The 25,261-nt window shown below is 38.3% G+C and carries 21 protein-coding genes; 16 read left to right on the top strand and 5 right to left on the bottom strand.

What is annotated here, in order from left to right; all coding sequences use genetic code 11:
* Positions 1-275: 275 nt before the first annotated feature.
* The 5 genes from ABE28_RS18785 to ABE28_RS18765 all read left to right on the top strand — a co-directional run bounded on the left by ABE28_RS18785 (position 276) and on the right by ABE28_RS18765 (position 4,340).
* Positions 276-2,132 (top strand): T7SS effector LXG polymorphic toxin, encoded by a 1,857-nt coding sequence (locus tag ABE28_RS18785; RefSeq protein ID WP_069191717.1) that lies wholly within the window; start codon positions 276-278, stop codon positions 2,130-2,132.
* Positions 2,133-2,151: 19 nt separating this feature from the next.
* The gene (locus ABE28_RS18780) at positions 2,152-2,661 is read left to right on the top strand and encodes an ankyrin repeat domain-containing protein (RefSeq protein WP_064465767.1); all 510 of its coding nucleotides are present in this window, start codon (positions 2,152-2,154) and stop codon (positions 2,659-2,661) included.
* Positions 2,662-3,016: 355 nt separating this feature from the next.
* On the top strand, positions 3,017-3,526 hold the full coding sequence (locus ABE28_RS18775; RefSeq protein ID WP_064465768.1) for an ankyrin repeat domain-containing protein: 510 nt from the start codon (positions 3,017-3,019) through the stop codon (positions 3,524-3,526).
* 243 nt (positions 3,527-3,769) lie between these two features.
* Positions 3,770-3,982 (top strand): bacteriocin immunity protein, encoded by a 213-nt coding sequence (locus ABE28_RS18770; protein ID WP_064465769.1) that lies wholly within the window; start codon positions 3,770-3,772, stop codon positions 3,980-3,982.
* 139 nt (positions 3,983-4,121) lie between these two features.
* Positions 4,122-4,340 carry a hypothetical protein gene (locus ABE28_RS18765; protein ID WP_064465773.1) on the top strand — a complete coding sequence of 73 codons (219 nt, stop codon included), beginning with the start codon at positions 4,122-4,124 and terminating at the stop codon, positions 4,338-4,340.
* A gap of 290 nt (positions 4,341-4,630) precedes the next feature.
* Here ABE28_RS18765 and ABE28_RS18760 read toward each other — a convergent pair whose 3' ends face one another.
* Positions 4,631-5,614 (bottom strand): ornithine cyclodeaminase family protein, encoded by a 984-nt coding sequence (locus ABE28_RS18760; RefSeq protein ID WP_064465770.1) that lies wholly within the window; start codon positions 5,612-5,614, stop codon positions 4,631-4,633.
* Between the two features lie 34 nt (positions 5,615-5,648).
* Positions 5,649-6,947 (bottom strand): MFS transporter, encoded by a 1,299-nt coding sequence (locus tag ABE28_RS18755; protein ID WP_064465771.1) that lies wholly within the window; start codon positions 6,945-6,947, stop codon positions 5,649-5,651.
* 176 nt (positions 6,948-7,123) lie between these two features.
* On the opposite strand from ABE28_RS18755, the gene ABE28_RS18750 reads away from it, so the two are divergent.
* From ABE28_RS18750 to ABE28_RS18725, 6 genes are all read left to right on the top strand, one after another.
* On the top strand, positions 7,124-7,636 hold the full coding sequence (locus ABE28_RS18750) for a helix-turn-helix domain-containing protein (protein WP_064465772.1): 513 nt from the start codon (positions 7,124-7,126) through the stop codon (positions 7,634-7,636).
* A gap of 215 nt (positions 7,637-7,851) precedes the next feature.
* A complete protein-coding gene (locus ABE28_RS18745; protein WP_069191717.1) occupies positions 7,852-9,708 on the top strand; it encodes a T7SS effector LXG polymorphic toxin in 1,857 nt (618 codons plus the stop codon).
* A 19-nt stretch (positions 9,709-9,727) separates the two neighbouring features.
* Positions 9,728-10,237 (top strand): ankyrin repeat domain-containing protein, encoded by a 510-nt coding sequence (locus ABE28_RS18740; RefSeq protein ID WP_064465767.1) that lies wholly within the window; start codon positions 9,728-9,730, stop codon positions 10,235-10,237.
* A gap of 355 nt (positions 10,238-10,592) precedes the next feature.
* Positions 10,593-11,102, top strand: coding sequence for an ankyrin repeat domain-containing protein (locus tag ABE28_RS18735; protein WP_064465768.1), 510 nt, complete (start codon positions 10,593-10,595; stop codon positions 11,100-11,102).
* 243 nt (positions 11,103-11,345) lie between these two features.
* A complete protein-coding gene (locus ABE28_RS18730; protein WP_064465769.1) occupies positions 11,346-11,558 on the top strand; it encodes a bacteriocin immunity protein in 213 nt (70 codons plus the stop codon).
* 139 nt (positions 11,559-11,697) lie between these two features.
* Positions 11,698-11,916 carry a hypothetical protein gene (locus tag ABE28_RS18725; RefSeq protein ID WP_064465773.1) on the top strand — a complete coding sequence of 73 codons (219 nt, stop codon included), beginning with the start codon at positions 11,698-11,700 and terminating at the stop codon, positions 11,914-11,916.
* Between the two features lie 290 nt (positions 11,917-12,206).
* On the opposite strand, the gene ABE28_RS18720 is transcribed toward ABE28_RS18725, so the two are convergent.
* Together ABE28_RS18720 and ABE28_RS18715 are read right to left on the bottom strand one after the other, a co-directional pair.
* The gene (locus ABE28_RS18720; protein ID WP_064465770.1) at positions 12,207-13,190 is read right to left on the bottom strand and encodes an ornithine cyclodeaminase family protein; all 984 of its coding nucleotides are present in this window, start codon (positions 13,188-13,190) and stop codon (positions 12,207-12,209) included.
* Positions 13,191-13,224: 34 nt separating this feature from the next.
* Positions 13,225-14,523: an MFS transporter gene (locus ABE28_RS18715; RefSeq protein WP_064465771.1), complete on the bottom strand. Its 1,299-nt coding sequence runs from the start codon at positions 14,521-14,523 to the stop codon at positions 13,225-13,227.
* A 176-nt stretch (positions 14,524-14,699) separates the two neighbouring features.
* Between ABE28_RS18715 and ABE28_RS18710 the strand changes: the two genes are divergently transcribed.
* From ABE28_RS18710 to ABE28_RS18695, 4 genes are all read left to right on the top strand, one after another.
* Positions 14,700-15,212 carry a helix-turn-helix domain-containing protein gene (locus tag ABE28_RS18710; RefSeq protein ID WP_064465772.1) on the top strand — a complete coding sequence of 171 codons (513 nt, stop codon included), beginning with the start codon at positions 14,700-14,702 and terminating at the stop codon, positions 15,210-15,212.
* Between the two features lie 215 nt (positions 15,213-15,427).
* Complete coding sequence (locus tag ABE28_RS18705; RefSeq protein ID WP_156775829.1) at positions 15,428-17,245, top strand: T7SS effector LXG polymorphic toxin; 1,818 nt, start codon at positions 15,428-15,430, stop codon at positions 17,243-17,245.
* A gap of 37 nt (positions 17,246-17,282) precedes the next feature.
* Positions 17,283-17,801 carry a SecY-interacting protein Syd gene (locus ABE28_RS18700; RefSeq protein WP_180320017.1) on the top strand — a complete coding sequence of 173 codons (519 nt, stop codon included), beginning with the start codon at positions 17,283-17,285 and terminating at the stop codon, positions 17,799-17,801.
* A 739-nt stretch (positions 17,802-18,540) separates the two neighbouring features.
* Positions 18,541-21,351: a DEAD/DEAH box helicase gene (locus ABE28_RS18695; protein WP_064465605.1), complete on the top strand. Its 2,811-nt coding sequence runs from the start codon at positions 18,541-18,543 to the stop codon at positions 21,349-21,351.
* A gap of 5 nt (positions 21,352-21,356) precedes the next feature.
* On the opposite strand, the gene ABE28_RS18690 is transcribed toward ABE28_RS18695, so the two are convergent.
* Positions 21,357-21,770 carry a (deoxy)nucleoside triphosphate pyrophosphohydrolase gene (locus tag ABE28_RS18690; RefSeq protein ID WP_064465606.1) on the bottom strand — a complete coding sequence of 138 codons (414 nt, stop codon included), beginning with the start codon at positions 21,768-21,770 and terminating at the stop codon, positions 21,357-21,359.
* Between the two features lie 356 nt (positions 21,771-22,126).
* Between ABE28_RS18690 and ABE28_RS18685 the strand changes: the two genes are divergently transcribed.
* The gene (locus ABE28_RS18685) at positions 22,127-25,195 is read left to right on the top strand and encodes a DEAD/DEAH box helicase (protein WP_064465607.1); all 3,069 of its coding nucleotides are present in this window, start codon (positions 22,127-22,129) and stop codon (positions 25,193-25,195) included.
* The last annotated feature ends 66 nt before the right edge of the window (positions 25,196-25,261 follow it).

Below are 25,261 nucleotides of genomic sequence, written 5' to 3'. Positions count from 1 at the left end.
GTAAAAGTGTACAGAGCAGATAAACAATTTACCTATCATACCATAAAAACATTTTTACGAGGAAAACCATTGCTTAGTTATCGTTGGTTATTTATTGGTAAAAAGTGATACGGTAACCTGTTATGTAACTAAATATGTCGTCAAACCTCCTTCATATCTTGAATAAATGAAGAAACTCTTCTAAACTATAGATAATCCACTATTTAACAATAGATGAAATCCATACATATAATTGAAAGCATGTAGTAGAAAAGCAGTTGAAAGGACTTTCCATTATGTCGCTGATGTACGAATCTCAAACACTTTTATCTGCCATGCAAACGCGTGTCGAACAATACAAGCACTTAGAAGAACAGCTCACGGAATTGAAAAAAGGATTTGCGGGTATCGTCCATTTGGATGATGAGCTACAGGGCCAGGGCGCCGAGGCTATCAAAGGCTTTTACACAGCGCAGATCGATGTCGTCGATGCCTGGCTCCATCTGATTCAGCGGCACATAGCCTTTTTCAATGGCATTCAAGCCGATGCAATCGAAGCGAACTTGAACGAAACCGTGGTCACGCTCCCTTTTTTAGAAGGAGAACTGGAAAACGCCAATCGGCATGCCAAGGAAATGGTCACGGCACAAAAAAATGACTTGAAAAAAATCTTTTCAGAAATTGATGATATCATTCAGCTGCATCCCTTCTCCGATGACACATTCTTTGACAACATCGAAAAAGCCGAAACGACAAGGACCGAAACGATCCACAAAGTAAACGAAATCGACCATAAGTGGACAGCTGAATACGCCACATCCGAACAAGACCAAGCCGCATTAACGGCACTCATGGAGCAACTGAAAGCATCCAGCACAAGGGGTGGGCAAGTATCCCCACTCTACTTTAACGCAACAGCCTACAAAAACAGCGAAGCCTATAAAAACCTGGAAGTAAGGAAGAAAGAAACCGCGGAATATCTGCAAGTGAAGCAAGCGGAAGCGGAGAATCGCCGGATCAAAGACTTGAAGGCCCAACTCCAACATGTAACCGATCCCGACGAATTCCTCCAAATCGCCAAGCAAATCGGATACGAAAACCTAGCACCCACCCAGCAGCAACTTGTCATGCAGCTAGAAAGCGCCAAACAAACCGCGGACATTGCCAAAGGAATCGGCGTTGGCCTGTTCGACGTCGGAAAAGACTTCGTCACAGGAATATATGACCTCGTCACAGACCCAGGGCAAGCCGTCGAAGGCGTAGCAAACTCGATCATGCACCCAATCCAAACCTATACATATATCTCCAAAGCCATCTCGGATTCATATGAACGAGACATGGTAAACGGCGACGCCTACTCCCGCTCCCACTGGGTCACCTACGCCCTCGGAACCGTCGTCACGACAGTGGTCGGAACAAAAGGAGCAGGAGCCATAACGAAAACAGGGGTAGCGACTACAAAAGCGGCTGCAGTTAAAGGTGCAGCGAAAGTAAAAGAACTCTCTATCCCTAACCTACTGCCATACAACCCGAAAAACCAACTGTCGATGGCAGGTGGGGTGCCTTATAATGTGGTTGATGGGGTTGGGCTGAAGGAACGGTTGGTTAGGATGGCTAGGGTGGAGTCGAGTGGTAGGGCTGTAAGTGATTATCTTGATGATATAGGCGAAGCGGGTAACGTCAATGCCACTAAGATGAATAAGCTTAAAAATGCTATTCAGAATAACACTTTTAGTGTAGATGAACTCTCAGAGATAAGTAAAAAGATGTCTGAATTAGGTATTATTAAAGAATATAATGAGGCATTAATTAAAATTGATTTTGGAAAGTATCTGAGAGGATTAATTGGTGCCCCACCTGATGCTATGTTAGATCCACATGCACATCATATTTTATTTAAAAAGGGTCTGGGCCAGAAGCAAAAAGAACTTGTTGCAGAAGGTCAAGAAATATTAAAAAAGTATCGAATAGAATCGATAATCGGTGAAGAAAATCTTGTTTGGGCACCCAATAGAATTGCAGGGCAACATGGTATAGAACGTCTTCAACATATTGTTGACAAGTTGAAAGAAGTAGATAGTTTTGGTGGAACTCGTGAAAAAATGGTTGAAATGCTTAAGCTACTAGGCGAAGAAGCAGCATCAATGAAATAAATATATTTTGGAGGATTTTATGGATAATAAGGAAAAAGCAATAAAAATCTATGATTTAATTAAGAATGGTGATATAGAACAAGCGAAAGAGATCATTGTTACTGATAAAAGTTTGCTCGATTTTGTAACACCTTTTGGAACTTGGTTACATGTTGCGGCTAGAGCTGGAGAACTAGATATGATAAAATTTCTAGTTGAATCAGGTATGGATATTAACATAAACGAAGGGGTACCAAAGTCAGCGACTATTGCACATGCAGCTAGTGAAGGTGAAATTAGTATTGTAGAGTACTTATTTGATAATGGTGCAATATTAGATGTTAGTGACCCAAATAGAAATCCTTTATTCTCAGCGATTTATGGTGGTCACCTTGATATTGTAAAGTATCTTGTTCAGAATGGTATTGATGTTACTGTTAAGTATACAGGGGATACTATGAAAGATATGGGAGCCTATGAATTTGCTATTGAAAGAGGGCAAATAGAAATTGCTGAATATTTAAAGCAGAAGTTGGATGAAAAAGAATAGTTTTTGTAACAATATAAATTATGATAATTACGAAAGATAGCTGGGCGAGATGACGTTTTCAGTTTACGAAGTATCATTACAAGGAACAAACTTTGAACCTACAATTTAAGCAAGCTCGTTGGTTTAAAGATAAGATTTGTGATGAGTTACTTTATATGGCTAACGATAAAGCATTTGATTGTCTTTGAGGCAACAGGTGCTTTTTGTTTTTTATTTGAAATTTAATTATAGGAAAACATAATATTAAATCTTTAGACAATGTTAAAAATCAATTGAAAGCAGTTTTTACAGCGGGTTCAGACTTAGATGATACTATTGATATTCTAGAAGACGTTGGAAATAAAGGAGAAACTAAATGGATAAAGCTCAAATTGCGAAAGACATTAGAGGTGCCATAAAAAGTGGCCAATTGGAAACGTTGAAGAATTCACTTGAGAAAGAACCAGAAATGTTAACATGGGTAACGCCCTTTGGTACATGGTTACATATAGCAGCAGCTCACGGGCATTTAGAAATAATAAAATATCTTATTAATGCCGGCATAGACACTAATGCACAGGGCGGAACTTTTTCTACAAATGCCCTTGAAAGAGCAGCTACAAAAGGCCATTTAGATATTGTCGAATATCTCATTAACCAGAATGTTGAGATTGATACTAGTGAATCAGATAGGAATCCTCTGTTTGCTGCAATATATGGTGGGCATCTTGATATTGTAAAGTATCTTGTTCAGAATGGTATTGATATTACTGTTAAGTATACAGGGGATACTATGAAAGATATGGGAGCTTATGAATTTGCTATTGAAAGAGGGCAAACAGAAATTGCTGAATATTTAAAGCAGAAGATAGATGAAAAAGAATAGAAAAGTGACTTTTTAGTTAGTGCAATAAAATGGTTACAGACTTTATAAGTTATTCTATCAAGAACCGGATGAAAGCACATGGTTGCCTTTAAAGAAACAGGTGCTTTTTGCCTTATAAATGAAGTGTAAAAAAAGGAATTAGGAGCTGTACGTAGGGATTGAAGAAAATCATGCTTCTGTAGCCTTTAGACCCTGCTTATCATTTTGGAAAGAAAGGGCAGTTATTAAGGGGAGGTGGGAAAAATGAGTAAAAAGTTATCTAAAGAAGAATTAATTGAACTAGTAAATAAAATATGCAATCCTAAGCTGTCTGATGAAGAAGTAAGTGAATACATAGATATTTTAGAAGACAATGTTCCTCATCCTGCCCCTAGTTACTTGATATTTTGGAATGATGAGGATTTATCACCAAAGGAAGTAGTAAAGATTTCCTTAGCATATAAAGAAGAAAAATAAATGTATTTAGAACACGTAAAAGGAGTTTTTAAATCAAGAATAGTAGGTGATATTGGTGAAATACTCAGCTTTACAGGAGTTTATTACGCACTTTGGTAAATATGAGTTAATTGAACAAATAAAAGTGGTTATAAATAAAATGGAGGACGACTATCCTAAAAATATGAATAGTGGTGTTTTACATCTTATATATAAAAGATATAAGAAGGCATTAGACATATTAGAGAATAATGAAGATATCAAGGAGATACATATTTTGGGCGGTGTACGTGCGTATATGGATAGTTATAATGACTGTAAAAATCCGCTATTAGGAGAATTGCATAAAGCTGAACAAATTGCTAAACAACTCTTATGAAAGCTTGAACACGATTAAACATGTAAACATAGCATAAGTGTACAGATAAAGATGGTTTTCGGAGTTGAGATGCTAAAAATGGTTTGGCCTAGATCATGTTTTAGCTATAAATACTTTAATAGCCGCCAAGACTTGGTGCACATCACCATTCTTGGCGGCTATTCAATCACTAAAAATCCATCATTTCATTTCCATTTTCCCTGCCCTAATAGCAGGCGAATTGATTGAAAAAAATGAGCTCGTTCTGGATTTAGCTAAAATCATAGATCGTTACCGGTACGGGCCTCTTTTTATACCTCGATCTCGATCCCGATATTGCGTTCTTTTGCTTGGCTGTAAACCCCTTTTGCCACGGCGAGGTCAAAGTATGCAGCACCGACCGATTTAAAGAAGGTGATTTCCTCTTCATTTTCCCTGCCTGTTTTGCTTAGCGTTACAAGTTCATAAAGCTCCCCGTGGATATCATGAAACGACCAATTGCCCTGATGTGCTGCAGAGATAAGTTCTCCTGCTTCATCCTGCACGCCCGCCAAATCGTCGACGATGATTTTAGCAGCGCGTGAAATTGTGGTATGATCCACTTCTTTCATATCGGGCAAGTAAGACCCAACCCCGTTGATGTGTGTACCCGGCCTTACATCCATCCCATTGAAGACAGGCTCGTTCGAGCGGGTTGCACAGCAAATGATATCTGCTTGACGAACAGCTGCTGAAACATCTTCGAAAACTTCAAATGGAACGGTTACGCCGAAGGTCTGCAGCTTTTCCCCGAATTTTTCCGCTTTCTCGCGTGTGCGATTTACTAATAAAATACGCTCAATATCCCTTACGGCTAACACACCGAGTGCTTGTTCAAATGCCATTGCTCCCGTTCCGATTATCGTGAGAACCCGGGCGTCTTTGCGTGCAAGGAAGTCTGTGGCAATGCCGCTCAATGCCCCCGTTCTAAGACGTGTTAAATAGGAGGCATTCAACAATGCTAAATGTTCGCCATTTTCTGCATCTGACAGCAGAATGACCCCCTGTGTCGTTGCCATTCCCCTTGAAGGATTTTTTGGAAAGATGGTCACGACTTTGACAGCTGCAACTTCTTCCGATAGATCAGCGCTTGGCATGTAAAGTGCCGATGCCTCGTGTTCCGGGAAAGCGAGAACTGTGCGATGGGGGTTGTCTATTTTTCTAGCACCATGTGCACACAATACCGCCTTTATATCTGTCATTGCTTCCTTCATTCCATAAGTGTTTTGAATTTCCTTTTCATTTATTACTAACATTCAATTGCCCTCCTTGAAGTTAAAACACCATGAATTACATGGCGCTGGTATTATGCATTTCGTCCAATTTCTGATTGCTGCGTTCCTTGACTGCCCAAATCGCTGCTAGGGAAAGGAACGATGCAAAAATAATGTAAATGGCGACAGGAACATAAGAGTTATTAAACCTATTAAGTAAAGCCGTTGCAACGAGCGGGGCTGTGCCTCCTGCTAGAGCTGCCCCGATTTGATAGCCAAGCGTGATGCCGGTATACCGAATCCTTGCATCGAAAATTTCCGAGAACATCGTTCCAAGTACAGCTGTGATGGGAGCCCAAATGATTCCTAAGCCTATCACTGTTGCAATGATTAATAGCGGTACCGATTTTTGCTGTAGCAACCAGAAGTATGGAAATGCAAACAGTGCCATCCCGATCGTTCCCGCTATAAACAGCTTTTTGCGGCCGATTTTATCAGATAACATCCCCATGATTGGTATTAAGATCGTCGTAATAATGGTTGCAATCATGACGGCAGTCAGTGTGGCTGTCCGTGAGAAACCGAGATTTGTAGTGGCATATGATACGACAAATGTGCTGAAAATATAAAATGGGGCAGTTTCTACCACTTTCGCGCCCACCGCGATAATCACTTCACGCCAATAGTTCTTAAGCGTTTCTACAATCGGCAGCTTTGGAACTTCTCCGGATTCCTTTACTTTTTTGAAAGATGGCGTTTCATCGATCCCTTTACGGATCCATAGGCCAAAGAATACAAGGAGAGCACTAAAAATGAATGGTAAACGCCATCCCCAAGTCATGAATGCGTTTTCAGGAAGCAACGTCATAAAAGATAAGGCGATGGTTCCAAGCAGCATTCCTATTGTTACACCCATTTGGGGAATGGCTCCGAACAAGCCCCGTTTTTCCGCGGGAGCATATTCAACCGCCAATAAAAGTGCCCCTTCCCATTCACCGCCAATACCTAGACCTTGAACTAAGCGCAACGTAATCAATAAAATCGGCGCCCAAATCCCCACAGCTTGATAAGTAGGAAGAAGACCCATCCCAAATGTAGCGATCCCCATTATACTAAGTGTTAAAACAAGTGTTTTCTTTCTCCCGATACGATCGCCAATATGACTAAAGATCACTCCGCCAAAAGGACGGATGAAGAATGCTAACGCAAAGGATGCGTAGGAAAGCAACAGTCCTATCGTCGGGTCTTCATTCACGAAAAATAGCTGGTTAAACACGAGGGCCGCAACGGTTCCATATAAAAAATAATCAAACCACTCAATCGAACTTCCGACTAAACTCGCGATTAATATTCGCCGCATTTGCTTCTTTTCCATCTTGAGTCATTCCTCCAAAAAATTGAAGTGACACTTCAATTTGTTATTTTCTCCATTTTAAATAATTAAAAATTTTCTGTCAATATGTTTTGTAAGAAGTTAATCATGAAGGAGCATTCATCAAATTTTGTCATGTATAATGAAGCTAAATATGATGTAAAAAAGGGGGTAGCTACATGCCTTTTGATTCAATCGGGAAAAAACTGAAAGAATTGAGGAAAGAGCGTAAACTAACATTAAAGAGTCTCGCTGAACAAACGGGCGTCTCCATCAGCTTTTTATCACAAGTAGAACGGGGAAAATCAAGCGTCACTTTAGAGTCATTAAAAAAAATTGCCGACACATTGGATGTGAGTCCAAGTTTCTTTTTTTCTAAGGATCGCTCCCAAGAAAATTCAGACTCTAATCATGAACAATTTCATTATCAGAATTTATCCAGCGGCATTCGCGATGCTGTTTTTTCGCCTATTCTTGTCACCTTAAAGCCAGGAGAAAATAAAGGGAGCGCGTTTTCTCATAGCGGACATGAATTTTTATTCATTATTGAAGGAAAGCTGACAGTGGAAATAGAAGGAGAAAGAATGGAACTGGATGAACAGCAGTCGTTTATGTTCGATGCGAGAAAAGCTCATTACTGGTTTAACTTCTCCGATCAAATTGTCCGGTTTTTGGTGGTGTCATCAAAATAACGTCACGGCTTCACTTATACAAGATGTCGTAAAAAGGTGGATATAAACAGGTATTCCTTACTGTTCATCTGCCCTTTTTTTCGTGGATATCCCTTCCATTCTTGAATAAATGAAGAAACTCTTCTAAACTAAAGATAATCCACAATTTAACAGTAGATGAAATACATACGAATGAAATCTAGTTGGCTGAAAAGCAGTTGAAAGGACTTTCCATTATGTCGCTGATGTACGAATCTCAAACACTTTTATCTGCCATGCAAACGCGTGTCGAACAATACAAGCACTTAGAAGAACAGCTCACGGAATTGAAAAAAGGATTTGCGGGTATCGTCCATTTGGATGATGAGCTACAGGGCCAGGGCGCCGAGGCTATCAAAGGCTTTTACACAGCGCAGATCGATGTCGTCGATGCCTGGCTCCATCTGATTCAGCGGCACATAGCCTTTTTCAATGGCATTCAAGCCGATGCAATCGAAGCGAACTTGAACGAAACCGTGGTCACGCTCCCTTTTTTAGAAGGAGAACTGGAAAACGCCAATCGGCATGCCAAGGAAATGGTCACGGCACAAAAAAATGACTTGAAAAAAATCTTTTCAGAAATTGATGATATCATTCAGCTGCATCCCTTCTCCGATGACACATTCTTTGACAACATCGAAAAAGCCGAAACGACAAGGACCGAAACGATCCACAAAGTAAACGAAATCGACCATAAGTGGACAGCTGAATACGCCACATCCGAACAAGACCAAGCCGCATTAACGGCACTCATGGAGCAACTGAAAGCATCCAGCACAAGGGGTGGGCAAGTATCCCCACTCTACTTTAACGCAACAGCCTACAAAAACAGCGAAGCCTATAAAAACCTGGAAGTAAGGAAGAAAGAAACCGCGGAATATCTGCAAGTGAAGCAAGCGGAAGCGGAGAATCGCCGGATCAAAGACTTGAAGGCCCAACTCCAACATGTAACCGATCCCGACGAATTCCTCCAAATCGCCAAGCAAATCGGATACGAAAACCTAGCACCCACCCAGCAGCAACTTGTCATGCAGCTAGAAAGCGCCAAACAAACCGCGGACATTGCCAAAGGAATCGGCGTTGGCCTGTTCGACGTCGGAAAAGACTTCGTCACAGGAATATATGACCTCGTCACAGACCCAGGGCAAGCCGTCGAAGGCGTAGCAAACTCGATCATGCACCCAATCCAAACCTATACATATATCTCCAAAGCCATCTCGGATTCATATGAACGAGACATGGTAAACGGCGACGCCTACTCCCGCTCCCACTGGGTCACCTACGCCCTCGGAACCGTCGTCACGACAGTGGTCGGAACAAAAGGAGCAGGAGCCATAACGAAAACAGGGGTAGCGACTACAAAAGCGGCTGCAGTTAAAGGTGCAGCGAAAGTAAAAGAACTCTCTATCCCTAACCTACTGCCATACAACCCGAAAAACCAACTGTCGATGGCAGGTGGGGTGCCTTATAATGTGGTTGATGGGGTTGGGCTGAAGGAACGGTTGGTTAGGATGGCTAGGGTGGAGTCGAGTGGTAGGGCTGTAAGTGATTATCTTGATGATATAGGCGAAGCGGGTAACGTCAATGCCACTAAGATGAATAAGCTTAAAAATGCTATTCAGAATAACACTTTTAGTGTAGATGAACTCTCAGAGATAAGTAAAAAGATGTCTGAATTAGGTATTATTAAAGAATATAATGAGGCATTAATTAAAATTGATTTTGGAAAGTATCTGAGAGGATTAATTGGTGCCCCACCTGATGCTATGTTAGATCCACATGCACATCATATTTTATTTAAAAAGGGTCTGGGCCAGAAGCAAAAAGAACTTGTTGCAGAAGGTCAAGAAATATTAAAAAAGTATCGAATAGAATCGATAATCGGTGAAGAAAATCTTGTTTGGGCACCCAATAGAATTGCAGGGCAACATGGTATAGAACGTCTTCAACATATTGTTGACAAGTTGAAAGAAGTAGATAGTTTTGGTGGAACTCGTGAAAAAATGGTTGAAATGCTTAAGCTACTAGGCGAAGAAGCAGCATCAATGAAATAAATATATTTTGGAGGATTTTATGGATAATAAGGAAAAAGCAATAAAAATCTATGATTTAATTAAGAATGGTGATATAGAACAAGCGAAAGAGATCATTGTTACTGATAAAAGTTTGCTCGATTTTGTAACACCTTTTGGAACTTGGTTACATGTTGCGGCTAGAGCTGGAGAACTAGATATGATAAAATTTCTAGTTGAATCAGGTATGGATATTAACATAAACGAAGGGGTACCAAAGTCAGCGACTATTGCACATGCAGCTAGTGAAGGTGAAATTAGTATTGTAGAGTACTTATTTGATAATGGTGCAATATTAGATGTTAGTGACCCAAATAGAAATCCTTTATTCTCAGCGATTTATGGTGGTCACCTTGATATTGTAAAGTATCTTGTTCAGAATGGTATTGATGTTACTGTTAAGTATACAGGGGATACTATGAAAGATATGGGAGCCTATGAATTTGCTATTGAAAGAGGGCAAATAGAAATTGCTGAATATTTAAAGCAGAAGTTGGATGAAAAAGAATAGTTTTTGTAACAATATAAATTATGATAATTACGAAAGATAGCTGGGCGAGATGACGTTTTCAGTTTACGAAGTATCATTACAAGGAACAAACTTTGAACCTACAATTTAAGCAAGCTCGTTGGTTTAAAGATAAGATTTGTGATGAGTTACTTTATATGGCTAACGATAAAGCATTTGATTGTCTTTGAGGCAACAGGTGCTTTTTGTTTTTTATTTGAAATTTAATTATAGGAAAACATAATATTAAATCTTTAGACAATGTTAAAAATCAATTGAAAGCAGTTTTTACAGCGGGTTCAGACTTAGATGATACTATTGATATTCTAGAAGACGTTGGAAATAAAGGAGAAACTAAATGGATAAAGCTCAAATTGCGAAAGACATTAGAGGTGCCATAAAAAGTGGCCAATTGGAAACGTTGAAGAATTCACTTGAGAAAGAACCAGAAATGTTAACATGGGTAACGCCCTTTGGTACATGGTTACATATAGCAGCAGCTCACGGGCATTTAGAAATAATAAAATATCTTATTAATGCCGGCATAGACACTAATGCACAGGGCGGAACTTTTTCTACAAATGCCCTTGAAAGAGCAGCTACAAAAGGCCATTTAGATATTGTCGAATATCTCATTAACCAGAATGTTGAGATTGATACTAGTGAATCAGATAGGAATCCTCTGTTTGCTGCAATATATGGTGGGCATCTTGATATTGTAAAGTATCTTGTTCAGAATGGTATTGATATTACTGTTAAGTATACAGGGGATACTATGAAAGATATGGGAGCTTATGAATTTGCTATTGAAAGAGGGCAAACAGAAATTGCTGAATATTTAAAGCAGAAGATAGATGAAAAAGAATAGAAAAGTGACTTTTTAGTTAGTGCAATAAAATGGTTACAGACTTTATAAGTTATTCTATCAAGAACCGGATGAAAGCACATGGTTGCCTTTAAAGAAACAGGTGCTTTTTGCCTTATAAATGAAGTGTAAAAAAAGGAATTAGGAGCTGTACGTAGGGATTGAAGAAAATCATGCTTCTGTAGCCTTTAGACCCTGCTTATCATTTTGGAAAGAAAGGGCAGTTATTAAGGGGAGGTGGGAAAAATGAGTAAAAAGTTATCTAAAGAAGAATTAATTGAACTAGTAAATAAAATATGCAATCCTAAGCTGTCTGATGAAGAAGTAAGTGAATACATAGATATTTTAGAAGACAATGTTCCTCATCCTGCCCCTAGTTACTTGATATTTTGGAATGATGAGGATTTATCACCAAAGGAAGTAGTAAAGATTTCCTTAGCATATAAAGAAGAAAAATAAATGTATTTAGAACACGTAAAAGGAGTTTTTAAATCAAGAATAGTAGGTGATATTGGTGAAATACTCAGCTTTACAGGAGTTTATTACGCACTTTGGTAAATATGAGTTAATTGAACAAATAAAAGTGGTTATAAATAAAATGGAGGACGACTATCCTAAAAATATGAATAGTGGTGTTTTACATCTTATATATAAAAGATATAAGAAGGCATTAGACATATTAGAGAATAATGAAGATATCAAGGAGATACATATTTTGGGCGGTGTACGTGCGTATATGGATAGTTATAATGACTGTAAAAATCCGCTATTAGGAGAATTGCATAAAGCTGAACAAATTGCTAAACAACTCTTATGAAAGCTTGAACACGATTAAACATGTAAACATAGCATAAGTGTACAGATAAAGATGGTTTTCGGAGTTGAGATGCTAAAAATGGTTTGGCCTAGATCATGTTTTAGCTATAAATACTTTAATAGCCGCCAAGACTTGGTGCACATCACCATTCTTGGCGGCTATTCAATCACTAAAAATCCATCATTTCATTTCCATTTTCCCTGCCCTAATAGCAGGCGAATTGATTGAAAAAAATGAGCTCGTTCTGGATTTAGCTAAAATCATAGATCGTTACCGGTACGGGCCTCTTTTTATACCTCGATCTCGATCCCGATATTGCGTTCTTTTGCTTGGCTGTAAACCCCTTTTGCCACGGCGAGGTCAAAGTATGCAGCACCGACCGATTTAAAGAAGGTGATTTCCTCTTCATTTTCCCTGCCTGTTTTGCTTAGCGTTACAAGTTCATAAAGCTCCCCGTGGATATCATGAAACGACCAATTGCCCTGATGTGCTGCAGAGATAAGTTCTCCTGCTTCATCCTGCACGCCCGCCAAATCGTCGACGATGATTTTAGCAGCGCGTGAAATTGTGGTATGATCCACTTCTTTCATATCGGGCAAGTAAGACCCAACCCCGTTGATGTGTGTACCCGGCCTTACATCCATCCCATTGAAGACAGGCTCGTTCGAGCGGGTTGCACAGCAAATGATATCTGCTTGACGAACAGCTGCTGAAACATCTTCGAAAACTTCAAATGGAACGGTTACGCCGAAGGTCTGCAGCTTTTCCCCGAATTTTTCCGCTTTCTCGCGTGTGCGATTTACTAATAAAATACGCTCAATATCCCTTACGGCTAACACACCGAGTGCTTGTTCAAATGCCATTGCTCCCGTTCCGATTATCGTGAGAACCCGGGCGTCTTTGCGTGCAAGGAAGTCTGTGGCAATGCCGCTCAATGCCCCCGTTCTAAGACGTGTTAAATAGGAGGCATTCAACAATGCTAAATGTTCGCCATTTTCTGCATCTGACAGCAGAATGACCCCCTGTGTCGTTGCCATTCCCCTTGAAGGATTTTTTGGAAAGATGGTCACGACTTTGACAGCTGCAACTTCTTCCGATAGATCAGCGCTTGGCATGTAAAGTGCCGATGCCTCGTGTTCCGGGAAAGCGAGAACTGTGCGATGGGGGTTGTCTATTTTTCTAGCACCATGTGCACACAATACCGCCTTTATATCTGTCATTGCTTCCTTCATTCCATAAGTGTTTTGAATTTCCTTTTCATTTATTACTAACATTCAATTGCCCTCCTTGAAGTTAAAACACCATGAATTACATGGCGCTGGTATTATGCATTTCGTCCAATTTCTGATTGCTGCGTTCCTTGACTGCCCAAATCGCTGCTAGGGAAAGGAACGATGCAAAAATAATGTAAATGGCGACAGGAACATAAGAGTTATTAAACCTATTAAGTAAAGCCGTTGCAACGAGCGGGGCTGTGCCTCCTGCTAGAGCTGCCCCGATTTGATAGCCAAGCGTGATGCCGGTATACCGAATCCTTGCATCGAAAATTTCCGAGAACATCGTTCCAAGTACAGCTGTGATGGGAGCCCAAATGATTCCTAAGCCTATCACTGTTGCAATGATTAATAGCGGTACCGATTTTTGCTGTAGCAACCAGAAGTATGGAAATGCAAACAGTGCCATCCCGATCGTTCCCGCTATAAACAGCTTTTTGCGGCCGATTTTATCAGATAACATCCCCATGATTGGTATTAAGATCGTCGTAATAATGGTTGCAATCATGACGGCAGTCAGTGTGGCTGTCCGTGAGAAACCGAGATTTGTAGTGGCATATGATACGACAAATGTGCTGAAAATATAAAATGGGGCAGTTTCTACCACTTTCGCGCCCACCGCGATAATCACTTCACGCCAATAGTTCTTAAGCGTTTCTACAATCGGCAGCTTTGGAACTTCTCCGGATTCCTTTACTTTTTTGAAAGATGGCGTTTCATCGATCCCTTTACGGATCCATAGGCCAAAGAATACAAGGAGAGCACTAAAAATGAATGGTAAACGCCATCCCCAAGTCATGAATGCGTTTTCAGGAAGCAACGTCATAAAAGATAAGGCGATGGTTCCAAGCAGCATTCCTATTGTTACACCCATTTGGGGAATGGCTCCGAACAAGCCCCGTTTTTCCGCGGGAGCATATTCAACCGCCAATAAAAGTGCCCCTTCCCATTCACCGCCAATACCTAGACCTTGAACTAAGCGCAACGTAATCAATAAAATCGGCGCCCAAATCCCCACAGCTTGATAAGTAGGAAGAAGACCCATCCCAAATGTAGCGATCCCCATTATACTAAGTGTTAAAACAAGTGTTTTCTTTCTCCCGATACGATCGCCAATATGACTAAAGATCACTCCGCCAAAAGGACGGATGAAGAATGCTAACGCAAAGGATGCGTAGGAAAGCAACAGTCCTATCGTCGGGTCTTCATTCACGAAAAATAGCTGGTTAAACACGAGGGCAGCAACGGTTCCATATAAAAAATAATCAAACCACTCAATCGAACTTCCGACTAAACTCGCGATTAATATTCGCCGCATTTGCTTCTTTTCCATCTTGAGTCATTCCTCCAAAAAATTGAAGTGACACTTCAATTTGTTATTTTCTCCATTTTAAATAATTAAAAATTTTCTGTCAATATGTTTTGTAAGAAGTTAATCATGAAGGAGCATTCATCAAATTTTGTCATGTATAATGAAGCTAAATATGATGTAAAAAAGGGGGTAGCTACATGCCTTTTGATTCAATCGGGAAAAAACTGAAAGAATTGAGGAAAGAGCGTAAACTAACATTAAAGAGTCTCGCTGAACAAACGGGCGTCTCCATCAGCTTTTTATCACAAGTAGAACGGGGAAAATCAAGCGTCACTTTAGAGTCATTAAAAAAAATTGCCGACACATTGGATGTGAGTCCAAGTTTCTTTTTTTCTAAGGATCGCTCCCAAGAAAATTCAGACTCTAATCATGAACAATTTCATTATCAGAATTTATCCAGCGGCATTCGCGATGCTGTTTTTTCGCCTATTCTTGTCACCTTAAAGCCAGGAGAAAATAAAGGGAGCGCGTTTTCTCATAGCGGACATGAATTTTTATTCATTATTGAAGGAAAGCTGACAGTGGAAATAGAAGGAGAAAGAATGGAACTGGATGAACAGCAGTCGTTTATGTTCGATGCGAGAAAAGCTCATTACTGGTTTAACTTCTCCGATCAAATTGTCCGGTTTTTGGTGGTGTCATCAAAATAACGTCACGGCTTCACTTATACAAGATGTCGTAAAAAGGTGGATATAAACAGGTATTCCTTACTGTTCATCTGCCCTTTTTTTCGTGGATATCCCTTCCATTCTTGAATAAATGAAGAAACTCTTCTAAACTAAAGATAATCCACAATTTAACAGTAGATGAAATACATACGAATGAAATCTAGTTGGCTGAAAAGCAGTTGAAAGGACTTTCCATTATGTCGCTGATGTACGAATCTCAAACACTTTTATCTGCCATGCAAACGCGTGTCGAACAATACAAGCACTTAGAAGAACAGCTCACGGAATTGAAAAAAGGATTTGCGGGTATCGTCCATTTGGATGATGAGCTACAGGGCCAGGGCGCCGAGGCTATCAAAGGCTTTTACACAGCGCAGATCGATGTCGTCGATGCCTGGCTCCATCTGATTCAGCGGCACATAGCCTTTTTCAATGGCATTCAAGCCGATGCAATCGAAGCGAACTTGAACGAAACCGTGGTCACGCTCCCTTTTTTAGAAGGAGAACTGGAAAACGCCAATCGGCATGCCAAGGAAATGGTCACGGCACAAAAAAATGACTTGAAAAAAATCTTTTCAGAAATTGATGATATCATTCAGCTGCATCCCTTCTCCGATGACACATTCTTTGACAACATCGAAAAAGCCGAAACGACAAGGACCGAAACGATCCACAAAGTAAACGAAATCGACCATAAGTGGACAGCTGAATACGCCACATCCGAACAAGACCAAGCCGCATTAACGGCACTCATGGAGCAACTGAAAGCATCCAGCACAAGGGGTGGGCAAGTATCCCCACTCTACTTTAACGCAACAGCCTACAAAAACAGCGAAGCCTATAAAAACCTGGAAGTAAGGAAGAAAGAAACCGCGGAATATCTGCAAGTGAAGCAAGCGGAAGCGGAGAATCGCCGGATCAAAGACCTAAAGGCCCAACTCGAACATGTCACAGATCCAGACGAATACCTCCAAATCGCCAAGCAAATCGGCTACGAAAACCTAGCACCCACCCAGCAACAGCTGGTCATGCAGCTAGAAAACGCCAAAGAAACCGCGGACATTGCCAAAGGAATCGGCGTTGGCCTCTTCGACGTCGGAAAAGACTTTGTCACAGGCATATGGGACCTCGTCACAGACCCAGGGGAAGCCGTCGAAGGCGTAGCAAACTCGATCCTGCACCCGATTCAAACCTATACATACATCTCCCAAGCCATCTCGGATTCATACGAACGAGACATGGTGAACGGCGACGCCTACTCCCGCTCCCACTGGGTAACCTACGCCCTCGGAACCGTCGTCACGACAGTGGTGGGGACAAAAGGCGCCGGAGCTGTAGCAAAGACTGGTGTTGCTACAACAAAGGCAGCTGCAATAAACGGCGTTACGAAGGCAAAAGAACTCTCTATCCCTAACCTCTTGCCCTACAACCCGAAAAACCAACTGTCGATGGCAGGTGGGGTGCCTTATAATGTGGTTGATGGGGTTGGATTGAAGGATCGGTTGGTTTCGATGGCTAGGGTGGAGTCGGAAGTTAATAATAATTTTAGAAGCAATTCTGACCATAAAATTAGAACTTATCGTAATGCAGATTTAAAAAGATTAGAGGAAAAGTATACTGCCGACCCTAGACTTACAATTGAAATGCCTTATGTTGGAAAGGGGCTAAGAAGTACGAATTCGGAAGGGTGGCTACGAGATAAAGATTACTATTGGAAAGAAGTAATGATTAAAAGCCCTGAATATTTAAGCAAAATGAATATACAAAAAATTGAATTGGGATTTTCTCCAGTTAATGATAAAAAATTCAGAGAACACTTCCCACAATATGATATAAAAGAATTGTACAATGATACACTTATTCACCATCATATTGGTGGAGGAGGTCAAGCTGTAGCAGTACCAGCAAAATTACATCCAGGTTCGGGTGGAATCCATAATGCTGAAAAAGCAGCTGAGGTTTGGGGAAACGATTCTAGTTATGCTGAATTACTTGAGAAATTTTTAAATAAGTAAAACGAAAAGGGTGATATCTTTGTCTATTAAGAAATCAATGGGCCAATACTTCAGAATGAGACAAGAGCTTGCGGAAGAAGGAATGGACTTCCTATTTAAGACTCCTGTGACTGAAGATGTTAATTCAATAATTTATGAAGGTGAAGTAGACGAAGAAGATTATATTACATGGAGACCTGTAGAAAAAACTACTTCACATGACATAAAGCAGTTAGAAGAGAACTTAGAAGTGGTATTCCATAAATCAATTATTGAATATTTTAATTCATATTGGTTCGCTGATTTAGATGGGTTCATAAATGATTTCTATATCAAATTAGAGGGGGTATTGCCAAACTTCGAATTTGATTCATTCCGTAAAACCTTAGAGGGATATAAGAGCAATCATAACAATAGACTAGAAAATATCCCTATAGGTATAGAAGGGAATGGTTTGTTAGTGGTAATTGATAATTTGAACGGTAAAGTAAAGTTAGAGGATTTCGAAAGGAATTCATTTGAGGTTATCTCAGAAAGTATTGAAGTATTGGTTTCTAAACTAAGGTTAAAAAGATAATCGTATATAGACAATAGAAGTTGATAAAACCGAGGTAAGTGGTTCTATCAACTTTTTAATTTGAAGAACTAAAAAGTCATGATGGCTCTTTGCTATAAATGTTATAGTCCTTTTGCTCGATGCTAACTATGTTTGCGTTAATCTTCTGTATATCACGCTTGATTAAAAGGCATGATGGAATTACTTGACCAATATGACCGCCTAAGCATAAACAAAAAGTTAGCAAATGGTAGACGTCAAAAGGCTCGCAGTGGTGTTAAGGCTTCTGATAATGCTCCAATAGGTTACAAGTGGAAACGAGATTATTAGAAATGAATCTACGATAAACAAGGATGAAATAATTTATACCCTAAAGAATTTCAATAAGTTTTTTGCGATAGTAAATGATGAAGAAAGAAAGTGACTTGTTAGGATTAGGTCATTAATTAAAGAAATACAAATGGAGGAGAACCGGAAGGACATTAAGAAGATTACCTTCTGGTTTTCTTCTGATAGTGTTTTACCAACTAATAAAGCACGCAGAACCGTTTCATAAATGATGGTAAACAAAAGAAATATCCCTGAAAAAATTAAACATCTATATTAAACATGATTTATTATTAATTACAACTTACCTTGTTAGCTATTTCTATGGAATTCTATGTTACCATTATCTAAACATTATTCTTCAACAAGTTAAACAATGTATCTTTAGGTATCTGAAACATTTCCTTATACAACCACAGTCAGGAGCCAACCCATGATCATCGAGAAAAAGCTAATTGTCAATTCAGACAAGGGTAATTTATTAAATGAATTAATTTCTTCTATAAATGAGTGTGAAAAGTTCTATTTTAGCGTAGCTTTTATTAATTATAGTGGTCTTCAGCTGTTGTTGGATACTTTTAAGAACGCTGAAAAAAGGGGAGTAAAGGGGAAGATTATTACTTCTACTTATCTGAATTTTACTGAAGCGAAGGCTTTAAAGAAAGTAAATGAGTTTAGTAATATTCATTTGAAGATTTTTGAAACGGATAAGGCGATCGGTTTTCATACGAAAGCGTATATTTTTGAATGTAAGGACAGCTATAAGGTAATAATTGGTTCTTCTAATATTACGCAAAGTGCTCTTAAGAGTAATATTGAGTGGAATGTGGAGATTATTGCTAAAGAGGATGCTCAATTTTTGAAAGATGTTCTAAAGGAATATGATGGCTTATGGAATAGTAGTGTTGTAGCAGATGACAATTTCATAAGTAAGTATGAAGAGTTTTTGAGTAAATTAAAGGGCTATACGAATACGCAGCAATTTATTTATGAAAGCTCTGAATATATTGTTCCTAATAACATGCAAAAACGTGCGGTTGAAAACCTTGAAAGAATTAGATCGTTTGGGGAAAAGAAGGCCCTAGTTATAGCGGCAACAGGGACTGGTAAAACATATATGTCTGCTTTTGACGTAAAGGGATTCAAGCCTAAAAGATTATTGTTCATTGTACATAGAGAAGAGATATTAAAAAAAGCAAAAGAGACCTTTGAAAAGCTCCTACCAAATGAAAAACTGACGTTTGGATTACTGACTGGAAATCAAAAGCAAAAAAATGCTGATTATATTTTCTCCACCATTCAAACCGTGTCTAAATGCTACGAGGAATTTAAACGAGACGAATTTGAATATATTATTTTTGACGAGGCCCACCATGCGACAAGCCCCAGCTATCAAGCAGTGCTAGAATATTTCAGCCCACAATTCACATTAGGGATGACAGCTACTCCAGAGAGAAGCGATCAACAAAATGTTTTTGACCTATTTGATAATAATGTTGCCTTGGAGGTTCGCTTACATGAGGCTTTAGAGGATGAATTGGTTATTCCCTTTCATTATTTCGGTATTACTGACATTGAGGGGATTGATTTAAGTGATGTAGATATTGACGATGTAGCGGAGATAACGAAGCGATTAAAGGTTAATGAGAGAGTCGACTTTATTATTAAGAATATGAATTTCTATGGCCATGACGGGGACAAAAGAAAAGGTCTAGGGTTTTGCGTAACCGTTGAGCATGCACAATATATGGCACAGGAATTTAATAGTAGAGGTATTCATAGTATTTGTTTATCGGGAAATGACTCAGTTGAGCTGAGAGCACATTATATAAGTAGATTAGAAGATGATCATGATGATTTACAATTCATTTTCACCGTTGATATTTTTAATGAGGGTGTTGATATACCTTCTGTAAATACCGTATTAATGCTTAGACCTACTAATTCTCCGATTGTTTTTATACAACAGCTGGGAAGAGGCCTTCGTAAGCATAAAGACAAGAGTTTTCTAACTGTCCTTGATTTTATCGGGAATCATAGTAAAACGTTCTTAATTGCCATCGCATTAAATGGAAGCCGTTATTATGATAAAGAGAGCTTGAAAGTTGCGATTGCGACTGGCTTTGCCAATATTCCAGGTTGTACACATATTCAAATGGATAAAATCTCGGAAGAGCGGATATTAGCGCAGATTGATAAGGAAAACTTTAATTCACTCAAGTATTTGAAGGAGGAGTATTTTGAATTTAAGAAAATGAACCAAGGTAAAACTCCTTTATTATTAATGGATTATATGAAATTTGATGGAGCTCCAGATCCGATTAAGTTTATTAATCGCGAAAAAACCTATTTGCAATTTGTAGCTAAGGTAGAAAAAAACGATTCCTTGAAAAGGCTATTACTAGACGAATCATTTGAAGGTGTATTAAGGGAGTTATCAAGTAAGCTACCTTTAAAGCGAGTTTATGAGTTTGCGATTGCTAAATACCTATTGGACCATGCTGAGATTTCTTTAGAAACCGCAAAATATGAGATATTGAAGTTGGTTAAAGAGGTAGATGAAGATAGCGTATTCCATGCCTTACAGTGTCTAAATCAGGATTTTTATGATCCTGGTCAGAAAAAGAGGAACTTAAAGTTATTTGCTTTTGAAAATGGTCATTTATCTAAAACAGCAACTTATGAGAAGGTTCTAGAGAATGATGAATACAGAGCATATATCGAGGATCTGATTTTTTATGGAATCTTTAGATATGAAAAGGAATTCAAAGAAGATTACTATGGTGTGCCACATTTAAAGCTGTATGAACAATACCAAATGGCTGATGCTGCATTATTATCAAATTATCGCAAAAGTCATAGTGCTTTTAGGGGCTCTGGTTTACTTTCAAATGGAAATGACTATTTCTTGTTTATTGATTTACACAAGGAAGAGGATATAAAAGAAAGCATTAATTACCACGATGAATTTATAAACGAGCAAATGTTTCAATGGCAGACACCAAATAGTACCGCCCCAACCTCTGATAGAGGAAAGAATATTGTATTCAACCAGGATAGAGGGATCCATTTACATTTATTTATTAGAAAGTATAAAGAAATAGATGGAAAGACAGAACCGTATATTTATATTGGTAAGGGCAACACGGTGGAATATGAAGGAGAAAAGCCAATTACCGTTACAATGAAATTAGAGAGTGAAGTACCAGCTAGTTTATATACAGAGTTCACGAAAAGAGTATAGTCTTCTCATTTGAGAAGACTATTTTTTTCATTTATTAATTGCTCCACAGCTGGAATATCAGCAGGAGCCCATTGTAGTGAGCTTAGATTCTCGCGCTTTAACCATATAAGTTTAGAATGCTCATTGGCTGTTGGGGTACCTCCAATAATTCTACATTTTATTGACAGTAGGTTAATGATAAAGCTTTCATATTCATGCGTAGTATCATTAAAGACTGAAGTCTCCGTATCAACCTTGCATTGTAATTCTTCATCAATCTCTCTTTTTAAAGCAGTAAAAAGATCTTCGCCTTTTTCTACTTTTCCACCTGGAAATTCCCACATGTTCGGGATGCTCATATCTGGAGAACGTAACGCACATAGTATTTCTTCTTTTTCATTTTCAATAATGGCTGCAACTACTTTAACTTGCTTTTTCATGTTATCCTCCTATAGGTTTGCTATGAATAAATCATATCATGATTAAGTGATGTTTGTAATAAATACAAAATCTGGGTAAGTGATATAATTGTAAGATAAACTTTGAAGGGATGCGTTAAAAGTAAACTATTGAACACGTAGCGGAAATTAAGACGTGTATTGGCGAATATTTGTATTTTACTCAGCAAGATCGAATTGCAGATGTTTATGGAGAATGTTACAAGAAGTAATGTCCGGAAACAACATGAGGTACTTTCGTACTAAGGGTTTCAAAAAGCAAAACCAGATTGCTTGTTTGTTGCCTCAACTAATCTTTCGCAATCAGGATTAAGGTAAGTAACAATAGGAGTGAAAAGATGGAAATAAACAGAATAAAGTCAGTTCTTGAGTCATGGCTCTTAGTAGAATCATTAGCCCCTAGTGAAGTCTCTGGTAAGGGTGATGTAATAAAAAAAAGTTATTTTCAAGATAATCAAAATAGGGCTAAAACACGTTTGATAAGGCTTTATGAGCGGCCTTGGGAAAAGGATCAATTAATACATAAAGATAAATATCAAATTCAATACCAGTATTATCTAGCTTGTTTTGATTATCATAAACTTGTCCATTTTTTACGCGATAATTTTAAGAATAAGGAAGAGATTATTAATAAGGAGCGCAAAACTTTATTTAGTTTTTCCTTTTCGGTTGACAACAAGGGGCAATATGTAAAAAAATCTATGTTTGTTCCTTTACTTATGTATTTAATGAAAATGATGAAAGAACATTCAAGAGTGAATTACCAAAATCTCAGCACACCATTTCAAAGACAAATGGAACTATTTGAGGAACAGGCACAGACCGTTTTTATAAATGGAATAACAAAAGAATCTTTGATAGAAATTCAGCAAGTTTACCAGCAGTATTTTCACCGATTAGATAATGATCAACTAAACTACTTGGGGATGGAAGTTATTAAAGCAGACCATGAACCTACATCTAAAAATTTTAATAGCTTCTATCAAGAAGACTTAGAGCAAATACTAATAAAAGGCGAGAACGAGACACTTAATCAATTTATTGAAGGAAAAGGTACTGAAGAACGTATAAATATAAATGAAAATCAAAAATATATTGAAGAAATCTTACAGCCTATTAACTTGCCAGATGGTCGTTGGCCGTCACCAGTAAATCATAGATTGTCTTTAATGCAGCAAGTAGCTGTAAATCAAATCTTAAAAAATGACCAGAAAATAAGTTCAGTAAATGGACCGCCAGGAACTGGGAAGACTACGTTATTAAAAGATATATTCGCTAATATTGTAGTCGAAAGAGGAAAAGAAATGGTTCAATTTAAAAATCCTACTGAATGTTTTAAGAAAGTGAAGACAATTAATCTAAATGGCTATCCCTATCCTATTTATTTATTAGATTCAAAATTAAATAACTATTCTATGGTTGTTGCTTCTAGTAATAATGGTGCAGTAGAAAATATCTCAAAGGACCTTCCTAAGAAGAATGAAGTTATTCGACATGATGATGGGAATTTTGGTGAAAAAAGTAAGTTCAATGATTATGATGATTTGTACGCTAAAGAGGCGAAAGATTTATCTATGTACCCATCAGCAGCAAAAGATCTTTTAGGTGACAATAGTGATACATGGGGTCTTTTTTCTGGAGCTCTTGGAAAATCTGATAATATATCTAAATTTGGTTGGAAGCTATTTGGAAGTAGTAACAATGGAGATGCTTTTCTTCAACAATTAGAACAGGATAGTAAGCAAGCAAAGTTAAAAGACTGGGAAGATGCTGTAAAGGATTTTCAGAATATTTTCGAAGTGGTAAGACAAAAAAAAGAAAAACTTCAAAAGTTTTCTGATGATTACAAGAGCAAACAAGCTTCAGATAACCTATTAAAAGAGTTAGAGAAAGAGCTATCTATACTTGAGCTGGAACAAATGAATATTGAGGATAAAAAGAGACATCTAGAAAGGCAAAGGCAATTGACAGAACAAGAAATTGAAACCTTGCCTAAGCAATCTTTTTTGCAAAGAATCCTTTTAAAAAAAGATATTAAAAAAATAGAATTAGAAAAGGAATTAAACGATATTATTTCATTCTTAAAAGAAGAAGAAAATAAGCTTTATCTAAAGCGAAAAAAACTAGAAGAGAATAAAAAGAAAGTAGGAGGAGTAAAAGAAAAACTTGCTACTTTCGCAGAACAGTTAAATTTTTATAAGGATCAGGGACTAACTTTACCTGAGGAAGGCTACTGGTCAAATTCAAAGCAGGCATACGAACATCGCCAGTTAAATACAATTTGGCTTACGGACGAACTAAATTTCACAAGGGGATTATTATTTTTAAAAGCTATGAAACTTCATAAATTAATGCTAGCTTTTAATTTTCAAGCGATCAAATCTACTTTGCGTTTATTAAATAATCGTACACAACTGAATCTTAATGATAAGGATCACAGATTATATTTAAAAAATACTTGGAAGATAGTTCACTTAATTACACCGTTGATCAGTACAACTTTTGCAAGTTTTAGTTCCATGTTTAAAGGTGTAGAAGGAGAATGTATAGATTACTTGTTTATAGATGAGGCGGGACAAGCAAGTCCCCAGCAGTCAGCAGGTGCTATCTGGAGGTCAAAGAGAGTAATAGTAGTAGGTGACCCAATTCAAATTGAACCAGTTGTAACAATCGATGAAACTATTTTAGGGGATATTAGAAAGCACTCTAATGTAGATGCTAAGTATATTGGTATGGGTGCCTCTGTTCAAACATTAGCGGATCTAGCTAATCCGTACGGAATGCTTAACAATTATAAACAATGGATTGGAACACCATTATGGGTTCACAGAAGATGCTTAGACCCTATGTTTACCATTGCGAATGAAATAGCCTATGATAATAAAATGGTATTAGCTCAAAAGAGTCGAGGGAGGAGTGCCTGGTTTGATTGTAAAGGATTGGCTGTAAATAGACAATTCGTAGCAGAGCAAGGAGATTTAGTCGCAGATCATATAGTTGAGTTATGGGAAAAGGCCTCCGCTCCTCCTGATGTATATATAATTTCTCCCTTTACTGCAGTGAAAGATGGTATCAAACAGGTCCTAACACAGAGGTTGAAAAATATGCAAATTACTAAAGAAGAAATTAAAGATTGGTTAGGAAAATCTGTAGGTACTGTTCACACATTCCAAGGGAAAGAAGCAGACATTGTTTATTTGGTAACTGGTACAGATGAAAATAGTGATGGAGCAGCTAATTGGTCATGCTCAAAGCCTAATTTACTAAATGTAGCTGTTACACGAGCAAAAAAGGAGTTTTATGTAATTGGTGATTATCAACGTTTTTCCAAGAAGCCCTTCTATGCATCTATCTTAAAAAACATAGATGAGGTTAAAGCTGATAGTAGGTCAGTCTTACAACTCTAAATTTCATATGAAAGGGCTTATAAACTAAAAGTGGTTTTTTAAAACTCGTATTTAAATGTAAATAGA

Source organism: Peribacillus muralis (assembly GCF_001645685.2).
In the GTDB taxonomy this organism is placed as follows: domain Bacteria; phylum Bacillota; class Bacilli; order Bacillales; family DSM-1321; genus Peribacillus; species Peribacillus muralis_A.
Note: the sequence above shows the minus strand (reverse complement) of the source record. Positions and strands in the feature narration are given on the sequence as shown.

Coding starts and splice junctions, on each gene's coding strand:
- ABE28_RS18785 (WP_069191717.1), top strand. CDS start 276: ATGTCGCTGATGTACGAATCTCAAACACTTTTATCTGCCATGCAAACG.
- ABE28_RS18780 (WP_064465767.1), top strand. CDS start 2,152: ATGGATAATAAGGAAAAAGCAATAAAAATCTATGATTTAATTAAGAAT.
- ABE28_RS18775 (WP_064465768.1), top strand. CDS start 3,017: ATGGATAAAGCTCAAATTGCGAAAGACATTAGAGGTGCCATAAAAAGT.
- ABE28_RS18770 (WP_064465769.1), top strand. CDS start 3,770: ATGAGTAAAAAGTTATCTAAAGAAGAATTAATTGAACTAGTAAATAAA.
- ABE28_RS18765 (WP_064465773.1), top strand. CDS start 4,122: ATGGAGGACGACTATCCTAAAAATATGAATAGTGGTGTTTTACATCTT.
- ABE28_RS18760 (WP_064465770.1), bottom strand. CDS start 5,614: ATGTTAGTAATAAATGAAAAGGAAATTCAAAACACTTATGGAATGAAG.
- ABE28_RS18755 (WP_064465771.1), bottom strand. CDS start 6,947: ATGGAAAAGAAGCAAATGCGGCGAATATTAATCGCGAGTTTAGTCGGA.
- ABE28_RS18750 (WP_064465772.1), top strand. CDS start 7,124: ATGCCTTTTGATTCAATCGGGAAAAAACTGAAAGAATTGAGGAAAGAG.
- ABE28_RS18745 (WP_069191717.1), top strand. CDS start 7,852: ATGTCGCTGATGTACGAATCTCAAACACTTTTATCTGCCATGCAAACG.
- ABE28_RS18740 (WP_064465767.1), top strand. CDS start 9,728: ATGGATAATAAGGAAAAAGCAATAAAAATCTATGATTTAATTAAGAAT.
- ABE28_RS18735 (WP_064465768.1), top strand. CDS start 10,593: ATGGATAAAGCTCAAATTGCGAAAGACATTAGAGGTGCCATAAAAAGT.
- ABE28_RS18730 (WP_064465769.1), top strand. CDS start 11,346: ATGAGTAAAAAGTTATCTAAAGAAGAATTAATTGAACTAGTAAATAAA.
- ABE28_RS18725 (WP_064465773.1), top strand. CDS start 11,698: ATGGAGGACGACTATCCTAAAAATATGAATAGTGGTGTTTTACATCTT.
- ABE28_RS18720 (WP_064465770.1), bottom strand. CDS start 13,190: ATGTTAGTAATAAATGAAAAGGAAATTCAAAACACTTATGGAATGAAG.
- ABE28_RS18715 (WP_064465771.1), bottom strand. CDS start 14,523: ATGGAAAAGAAGCAAATGCGGCGAATATTAATCGCGAGTTTAGTCGGA.
- ABE28_RS18710 (WP_064465772.1), top strand. CDS start 14,700: ATGCCTTTTGATTCAATCGGGAAAAAACTGAAAGAATTGAGGAAAGAG.
- ABE28_RS18705 (WP_156775829.1), top strand. CDS start 15,428: ATGTCGCTGATGTACGAATCTCAAACACTTTTATCTGCCATGCAAACG.
- ABE28_RS18700 (WP_180320017.1), top strand. CDS start 17,283: ATGGGCCAATACTTCAGAATGAGACAAGAGCTTGCGGAAGAAGGAATG.
- ABE28_RS18695 (WP_064465605.1), top strand. CDS start 18,541: ATGATCATCGAGAAAAAGCTAATTGTCAATTCAGACAAGGGTAATTTA.
- ABE28_RS18690 (WP_064465606.1), bottom strand. CDS start 21,770: ATGAAAAAGCAAGTTAAAGTAGTTGCAGCCATTATTGAAAATGAAAAA.
- ABE28_RS18685 (WP_064465607.1), top strand. CDS start 22,127: ATGGAAATAAACAGAATAAAGTCAGTTCTTGAGTCATGGCTCTTAGTA.